The sequence below is a fragment of the Companilactobacillus tucceti DSM 20183 genome, assembly GCF_001434665.1.
GTDB lineage: Bacteria > Bacillota > Bacilli > Lactobacillales > Lactobacillaceae > Companilactobacillus > Companilactobacillus tucceti.
Window position 1 is genome coordinate 42,171 of sequence record NZ_AZDG01000018.1, and the last position, 8,511, is coordinate 50,681.

Genomic DNA, 8,511 nt, shown 5'->3' on the forward strand with positions numbered 1-8,511 from the left:
TCAAAAATCCTATGATTTTTGAGATATTTTTTTTACAAAAAAATAAAATTATGAACAAATGTCTTGTGTTGATTAATACCCTAATTAATCATATGATAAACGTAGATATAGGGATTTCTAATAAGTTATTAAGGAGGCTATTTACCATGCTAAGTGTTGGTTTAAGTATTGTCTCTTTAGCACGTTTTCAGTTTGCGATGACAACTGTTTTCCATTTCTTCTTTGTACCGTTTTCAATAGGAATGGGATTTCTCGTTGCCATAATGGAAACTATTTACGCTGTTAAAAAAGACAAAGTATATTTAGATATGGCAAAATTCTGGGGAAAGATCTTCCTATTAAGTTTTGCCGTAGGTATTGTTACTGGTATTATTCAAGAATTCCAATTCGGTATGAATTGGTCCGAGTACTCTAGATTCATGGGAGATGTTTTCGGTGCTCCATTAGCTATTGAAGCTTTATTAGCATTCTTCATTGAATCCGTATTTATTGGTATTTGGATGTTCACTTGGGATCGTTTCAAGCCAGGTGTTCATGCTTTTATGATTTGGATGACTTCTATTGGTACTATGTTGTCAGCTATTTGGATTTTGGCTGCTAACAGTTTCATGCAACATCCAACAGGTTTCAAGATCAATAACACAACAGGCAGAATTCAATTAACGGACTTTGGAGCCGTTATAACTAATCCACAACTTTGGAAAGTATTTCCACACGTTATTTTAGCTGCATTTATGACAGCTGCCGTTGTTATTACAGGTATGAGTGCCTGGGGACTTCTTAGAAAGAAGAAAGATGAAAATCATTTCTTCAAAAAATCACTTCGCTTTGGATTATGGGCAAGTTTGATTTTCGCTATTTTATCCGCAGGCGCTGGTGATCTTCAAACACAACAAATTATCAAAGATCAACCTATGAAATTTGCTGCAACTGAAGGTATTTATAACACAACTAAAGATCCAGCTCCTTGGACTGTAGTTGAATCAATTGATGCTAAGAATCATAAATCTTCAAATGCAGTCGAAATTCCTAAGGTATTGAGTATCTTGGCATATCACAAAACAAGTGGATCTGTTAAAGGTATGAACGAAATCAATAAGGAACTTCATGCTAAATATGACAAACAATTTGGCAAGGATATGGATTACTACGTACCACCTAAGACTCTATTTTGGAGCTTTAGAGTTATGACAGGTATTGACGCACTTATAATGCTAGTTTCACTTGTCGGTTTGATCTTCTCACGTAAGAACAAAGATACTATCGAAAATCACAAGTGGATGTTAGTTGTCTTAGGCATCTGTATCTGGGTTCCATTTATTGGTAATTCAGCTGGTTGGTTTATTACAGAATTTGGACGTTATCCTTGGATCGTTTACGGACTATTCACGATTGCCCAAGCTGTATCCCCTACATCTACCGTCGCCAGTCTATTATTCAGTAATATCCTTTACTTCTTATTATTCACATTGCTCGGTGGTGTGATGGTTTGGTACAGCAGAAGAACCCTTCACCACGGACCATACTTTGAAGAAAAAGATTCAATACAAAATGTTGACCCATTTGCAAAGGAGGCCTTTGAAAAATGACACTCAGTATATTGTGGTTTCTAATAATCGGACTTCTGTTTGCGATTTTTCTATTCCTTGAAGGATTCGATTTCGGTGTCGGTATGGCAACTAGATTAATTGCCCACGACTTAGACGAAAGAGAAGCCTTAATGGCATCCATTGGTCCACACTGGGATGGTAATGAAACATGGCTTGTTACAGCTGGTGGTGCCATGTTTGCTTCACTACCACTCTGGTATGCATCACTATTCTCAGGTTATTACTACGTATTACTATTAGTTCTTGTTGGACTTATTATACGTGGTGTTTCCTTTGAATTTACTAAACATGCTGAAACAAAGACCGGAAAAAACATCTGGCTTTGGGCATTCTTTATCGGTAGTGTTTTACCACCATTCTTACTATGTATGATGCTTTTAAGTATGGTTCAAGGTATTCCAATGAACGCTAACGGAGATGCCTTTCCTAAATTCTTTGACGTTGTTAACTGGCTTTCACTAGTTGGTGGCGTTGCTGGTGTTCTACTTTCACTAGTTCACGGATTAAACTTCATCAGATTAAGACTAGATGGACCACTTCGTGATCGTGCACATGCTTTAAACAAAATTGTTTACCCAATTCTTTTTGCAGGTGAAGTTGTCTTTGCTATTTTGGTATTCTTCCAAACAGACTTCTTTACTAAGAGATTTGCTTCATCATTGATCATTACAGTTCTTATCGTTTTATTCTCACTCCTAGGTTACTATGGAGTACTTAAGAACCATGAAGGATGGAGTTTCGCTGGTAGTGGATTATCACTAAGTATGGTTATTGTCCTATTATTCAATGGATTATTCCCACGCGTTATGATCGCTACAAATCCAGCACACAGTATTTTAATCAAAACCGCAGCTAATTCACATTACACATTGACGATTATGACGATTGTCGCCTGTGTATTGGTACCTATCATAGCAATTTACTTCATTTGGTCTTACACTCTATTTACAAAGAGAATAAATCCAAAGGGTAATACGGTGAAATATTAATATGATTGATAAGCGATTATTTCGCTTACCAGGAACAAAACAACTCTTACTTGTGCTTGCAGGATTAACTCTCTTGCAAGCATTTGTTGTTTTATTCCAAGGTAAGTATTTAGCAGAAGCGTTAGTAAATTCATGGAATCAAAAATCATTACAGACAATTATCATGCCAATGACATTTTTTGCGATAGCTTTTATTCTGAGACATTTACTAAACTTAATTAACAATAAAATCGTCGAAAATTACGCAAGTAACACATCAGAAGAAATTCGTTCTAAACTATTAGATCAGGTCTACAACGTTGGTCCTTCACTTCTATCAGAAAAGGGTACCGGTAATATCGTTACCGCTTCTCTAGATGGTATCGACTTAATTGAAAATTACTTTAAACTGATTTTTACAAAACTGATGAATATGACATTTATTCCACCAGTTTTACTGATATACATTTACACACAAAATATTGCTTCAGGAATAACTTTAACCATCATTGTTCCTCTTGTTATCTTATTTATGATTATTTTGGGGTTAGCTGCTCAGTCAAAAGCTGATGCACAGTATCATCAATACACGATTCTATCTAATCATTTCTTAGATGCATTAAGAGGATTGCCTACATTAAAGATGCTTGGTTTAAGTAAAAGATATTCAAGAAATATTTATACCGTCAGCGACGAATATCGCCGTCGTACGATGAATACTTTACGTATAGCCATTCTATCTACATTTGCTTTAGATTGGCTGACAACCTTAGGAATTGCCATTTTAGCTGTCTTCTTGGGCTTAGGACTAATTAATGGTAGTTTACCTTTATTCCCCGCACTAGTAAATTTGATCCTAGCACCGGAATACTTCCTTCCTCTAAGAGACTTTTCGAGTGATTATCACGCAACTCTAGATGGAAAAAATGCTTTAAGTTCAGTTTTTTCTATTCTAGAAAAAGACAAACAAGATCAATCAAGTAATGATCTGAAAAAAATAACTTGGGATAACAATTCAGAACTAGAAGTTAAGAATTTGGTCTTTAACTATCCTGATGGTCAAAATAATAATGATTCTAGCTTGGATATTAAAAGCATCAAATTGCATGGTTATCAGCATATCGGCGTTATAGGTAAATCAGGTTCTGGAAAGACTACTTTAATAAGAACTTTGGGTGGTTTCTTAAACCCTGATAAAGCAGAAATAAAAGTCAATTATCAGTCGATAAATTCACTTAAACAACGTAATTGGCAAGATGAGCTGGCATTTCTACCACAGTCACCTTACCTATTTTCTGGAAGTATTGCTGAAAATATAGCTTTCTACAAACCAGATGCAACTAAAGAAGAAATCGAATCAGCAGCACAAAAAGCTGGGCTATCTGACTTTATCTCAACTTTACAAAATGGTTATGAAACTGTTATTGGTGAAGGAGGTCGTGGAATTTCTGGAGGCCAACAACAACGTATTATGATTGCTAGAGCATTTCTCGCTAATGAACGTCGTATCTTGATATTTGATGAACCAACAGCTCACCTAGATATTGAAACTGAATATGCACTTAAAAAGCCAATGGAAGAACTATTCCAAGATCATCTGGTTATTTTTGCTACTCATAGATTACATTGGATCAAAGAAATGGATTATGTCATCGTTATGGATAATGGGAAAATAGTTGAACAGGGTACTCCTGATAAGCTTTACGATCATAACGGTGCTTTTAGCCAACTAATAAATAATATGCGGGGTGATCAAATATGAAAGTTTTCAAACATGACACTTGGGTCAAACCGTACATCAAAAAATACAAGGGATTATTAATAACTGTTTTACTTTTAGGACTATTAACTTCATTTTGTGCCGCGGCTTTAATGTTTACATCTGGTTATACTATTGATAAAGCCGCAACTCATCCGGTTAATATTCTGCTTATTTACGTCCCTATTCTTTTAACCCGGGCATTTGGTATTGGACGTCCAACTTTCAAATATATTGAACGTCTTAAAAGTCATAACTGGGTCTTAAAAGTCACATCGAATTTAAGAACCAGATTATATAAGACTCTAGAAAGTGACGCTTCTTTCTTTAATGAACACCATAAAACTGGGGACATTATGGGATTATTGGCAGAAGATATTAATCACCTGCAAAATCTCTATCTACGAACCGTTTTTCCTACTGTCATCGCCTACTTGCTAACACTTCTAGGATCTTTAGCCCTAGGAATTTATACTCCAGCATTTGGTATTTTTGTATTTTTATTGTTAGTAATAGAAGTTGTAGTAATGCCTTTTGTATCAGTAGCAATTGAAAAAAATCGTAAGGAAAATCAAAAGCAGTTAAAGAGTTCTTTGTATACTAAATTAACTGATAACATATTGGGTGTTGATGACTGGATCATTTCTGGACGTTTCAAAGACTTCAAAAATTTATCTGCTCATGATGTATCAGAACTAAATAAATCAAAAGATAAATCTAAATCATTTCGTCGTAATCGTGATTTTATTTTGCAACTTATCTTTGCTGCAATCGCTATTTGCTTTTTGATTTTTACTAACTTAACTATGACGGACAATCAAGAACAGGCAAACTTTGTTGCCGCTGTTGTCCTAAGTTTATTCCCACTATCAGATACCTTAATTCCAGTCAGTCAAGGTTTTGAAGAATGGCCACAATACCGTGATTCAATTGAGAGATTAAACAAAATTCAACCCGTTGAAAATAATCTTCCAGAACAAGTTGAATTATCACCTGACGACTTTAAGTCATTAGAACTAAATGATATTAACTTTGAATATAGCAGTGATTCTCCTATTTTGATAAAGCATTTCACTCAAAATATCAAACGTGGTGAAAAGCTAGCGCTTCTTGGACCAAGTGGTATTGGTAAAACTACAATTTTACAATTGATCTTGGGTGATTTAATACCCCAGTCTGGTCAAATAAAAATCAATAATATGGATATCCAAAAAATCCAAAAGAATCGTGATAAAATTTTCTCAGTTCTCAACCAAAATCCGTTTTTATTCAATACTTCTGTGATCAATAATGTGCGTTTAGGTAATGAAGATCGCTCAGACGCTGACGTCATTGAAGCAATTGAACGTGTTGGTTTGAAGGATTTAATTGAATCACTTCCAGACAAGTACAATACAAACGTAGGTGAAAATGGAGCTAGATTTTCTGGTGGTGAACAAGAACGTATTGCATTAGCCAGAATATTACTTCAAGATGCCCCAATTGTTTTATTGGATGAACCCACCGTTGGATTAGATCCTATCACCGAGAATAACTTATTAGATACATTCTTTGATGTTCTTCAAGATAAAACCATCATTTGGGTAACACATCACCTTCAAGGTATTAAATATGTTGATCACGTTATCTTTATGAATGATGAAAAAATTGAAATGCAAGGTTCACCTAAAGAGCTATATAAAAATAATGAGCATTTCCAAGAGCTATATAGGATGGATCAAGGATTATAAAATCATTTTTAAATACACGATAAAATAAAAACAGGCACTTCAAATTGAAGTGCCTGCTTTTATTTTATTCTTTTTGGAAAATCTTCACTTTACGGTGATTAAATTCTGAATTGGCAATAACATGCCATTCATGACTATTAGAAATTCTATAACCTTGATTATTCAAATCATCTTCATAAATCATGGCTAAGTCACCTTTTGATGCATGAGATACATTCTCCACATCTCTCAAATAGCCATACGAGGTGCTAGGGGCAGGAACAATGCTGCCACTAGATCTCATTGCTTTATTCTCCATAAGCAAGTACTGTGAGTCACTTATCGGCTTTTTAGATAGCCTAAAGATATTGAACGTCTCCGGTAGACTCTCAATGTACAATTTATTATGCTTATAGTTTTTAGTCATCTCATGATCAATTACTTGAGTTTCAGCTATTGAACCATTTGAATTATTAAAACGATTCTCTTGATTATTAAATCCAAAATAAAAATTAAATATAAAGAACCAGAATATTACAACTGGTACAGCTAAGAAGATACTCCAGCTAATTTTATTAATTCTTTGAAATGATAAATAAAGACCATAACCTGTCAAAATAGCCAATGGAAGCCAAAGGAAGTTCCAATGATTATAGTTAGGTTTTATAACCAACATTCCAGGCACAAATGAAAAAAGTGAAATTAAAACGATGGTATGAAAATTTCTCATATTGTCATTAAAGAATGATTTTCTTGCCAGCAAACCTATAAAAGTAAAAACTAGCATAAACGGAAAAATAGCACCATATGGAGCAACACTATTTTGAGGAAGACTATCCGTTCCAAAAATAACTTGTTTTATCCCTGAATTAACATTTACTCTAATATTACCTAAAATTGATCCTTTAAAACTAATTAATGAACTGACCCTATTAGCTTGTAAATATGGAAAATCAAAAAATAAAAATTTAGAAAACTTATTAATATGTTGAATATTAACTCTATATGCAAACACCACTAATGGAAGTGCGATTACGAAAATTATCAAACTCCAAATTAGCATTTCCTGTATAGAAAACCACTTTTTTAAAATACTTGCGATAATTAAAGCTACTACTAAAAATGGTAAATACATCCAAGAAGCAACGTAACCATAAGCAGACAGTGCCAAGAAAATTGCAGAAAAAACTAGCCAGATATATCGACTACGTTTGGATGATCGAATCATAGATTCGTACATGAAAACTAACCCTAACATCACAAAAATAGGCGAAATATTGGCATCTAAAACCCATCTACTAGATATGAATAACCATGGAGTAGTAACTAAAGAAACAGCAACACATACTGCCAAAAATTTATCCTTAGAACTGAAATAAATTGAAAAGATAATTCCTAAAATAGTTAAAATACTTAGTATTGCCATGGGAGCTCTAAATAAATAAATTGAAAATCCAAATAATTTAATAAATGGCGCTACGATCCACGCATATAATACCGATTGTCCTTGTCCCCAGACACTTGCAAAATAAATTGGATGTCTAAGACCATGAATATCCGTACCAAAGCTTACTTTACTTATAACCTCATTCATATAGTTAGTCTCATCTATGTACAACCCAGGTATACGACCTAAGTCAAACATTAGAAAGAAACCAAAAACTATCATTAACAGTACAATTATAAACATTGGCAAATTTTTTCTAATAATCTGAATATAACCCTTCCCCTTAAAAATAACATTCACCCTCATTTTCTTATATTAACTTTTCCATTTTACTAAAAGTTTTTGAGTTTTTGTACTATATTCCAAAGAAATTCTTTTTTTACTTGGATTTTGTTTTTTAAAAAACTAATTTCTACTTTATTTATTTTTAATAAATAAAGAAATATTACGACTATTGTTTTTGAAATAATTAAAATCTTTTCTTTGCCTTAAAAGTTACTTCGATCTATCATATCCAAAAATCAAAATACTGGATGTGGTCAATATGCTAAAGTGGGATTATTTTTATCTTACTGGTTTATTTATCTTCGTTATGTTCTGGTTTAATTTACTCTATTCTGACAGTATTTTACTGGATCCTTTGTCGTTCGTTTTACTTTTAAGTGTGACAATTTATTTAATTATCAAAGAACGCACCCAAATTGCAAAGAAAACTCAGAAAATGAAGAAGGCTTTCTTTGATAATATAAATAAAAAATAACCACTAAAAGGGAGTGTGACAAAAGGCGGTTTGCCACCGGAGCATAGCCTAGAGACACGAATGATTGGCACTATCAATCATTTGTGGTTCGTAGCTATGTGGAGGTTGCAGCTTTTTGTTGCACGTTTAGGCTAAAAAAGTCCCACTAGCGTTATAACGCTAGTGGGACTTTTTGGTTCTACACTTTCTGGTATTGATGATTAAAATCAATACCAGTTTTTTTGTATCTTTTTTGGACAAAACAAAAGAACATCGCTG

The 8,511-nt window shown here is 33.7% G+C and carries 5 protein-coding genes; 4 read left to right on the top strand and 1 reads right to left on the bottom strand.

The window, feature by feature from the left end:
* Nucleotides 1-146: 146 nt before the first annotated feature.
* The 4 genes from FC72_RS08250 to cydC are packed head-to-tail and all read left to right on the top strand — an operon-like array spanning nt 147 to nt 6,067.
* The gene (locus FC72_RS08250) at nt 147-1,589 is read left to right on the top strand and encodes a cytochrome ubiquinol oxidase subunit I (RefSeq protein ID WP_057766659.1); all 1,443 of its coding nucleotides are present in this window, start codon (nt 147-149) and stop codon (nt 1,587-1,589) included.
* Nucleotides 1,586-2,599, top strand: coding sequence for a cytochrome d ubiquinol oxidase subunit II (cydB, locus tag FC72_RS08255; protein ID WP_057766661.1), 1,014 nt, complete (start codon nt 1,586-1,588; stop codon nt 2,597-2,599). The genes FC72_RS08250 and cydB overlap by 4 nt, the downstream gene beginning before the upstream one ends.
* 1 nt (nt 2,600) lies before the next feature.
* Nucleotides 2,601-4,340, top strand: a complete 1,740-nt coding sequence (gene cydD, locus FC72_RS08260) for a thiol reductant ABC exporter subunit CydD (RefSeq protein WP_057766664.1) — start codon at nt 2,601-2,603, stop codon at nt 4,338-4,340.
* Nucleotides 4,337-6,067, top strand: coding sequence for a thiol reductant ABC exporter subunit CydC (cydC, locus tag FC72_RS08265; protein ID WP_057766666.1), 1,731 nt, complete (start codon nt 4,337-4,339; stop codon nt 6,065-6,067). The genes cydD and cydC overlap by 4 nt, the downstream gene beginning before the upstream one ends.
* A 64-nt stretch (nt 6,068-6,131) precedes the next feature.
* Here the strand turns inward: cydC and FC72_RS08270 are convergent, their stop codons facing one another.
* A complete protein-coding gene (locus FC72_RS08270; RefSeq protein WP_057766668.1) occupies nt 6,132-7,640 on the bottom strand; it encodes an ArnT family glycosyltransferase in 1,509 nt (502 codons plus the stop codon).
* Between the last annotated feature and the right edge of the window lie 871 nt (nt 7,641-8,511).

Bases quoted from the DNA above. Each gene is read 5' to 3' on its own strand.
- cydC (WP_057766666.1), top strand. From the start codon at position 4,337: ATGAAAGTTTTCAAACATGACACTTGGGTCAAACCGTACATCAAAAAA.
- FC72_RS08250 (WP_057766659.1), top strand. From the start codon at position 147: ATGCTAAGTGTTGGTTTAAGTATTGTCTCTTTAGCACGTTTTCAGTTT.
- cydB (WP_057766661.1), top strand. From the start codon at position 1,586: ATGACACTCAGTATATTGTGGTTTCTAATAATCGGACTTCTGTTTGCG.
- FC72_RS08270 (WP_057766668.1), bottom strand. From the start codon at position 7,640: ATGAATGAGGTTATAAGTAAAGTAAGCTTTGGTACGGATATTCATGGT.
- cydD (WP_057766664.1), top strand. From the start codon at position 2,601: ATGATTGATAAGCGATTATTTCGCTTACCAGGAACAAAACAACTCTTA.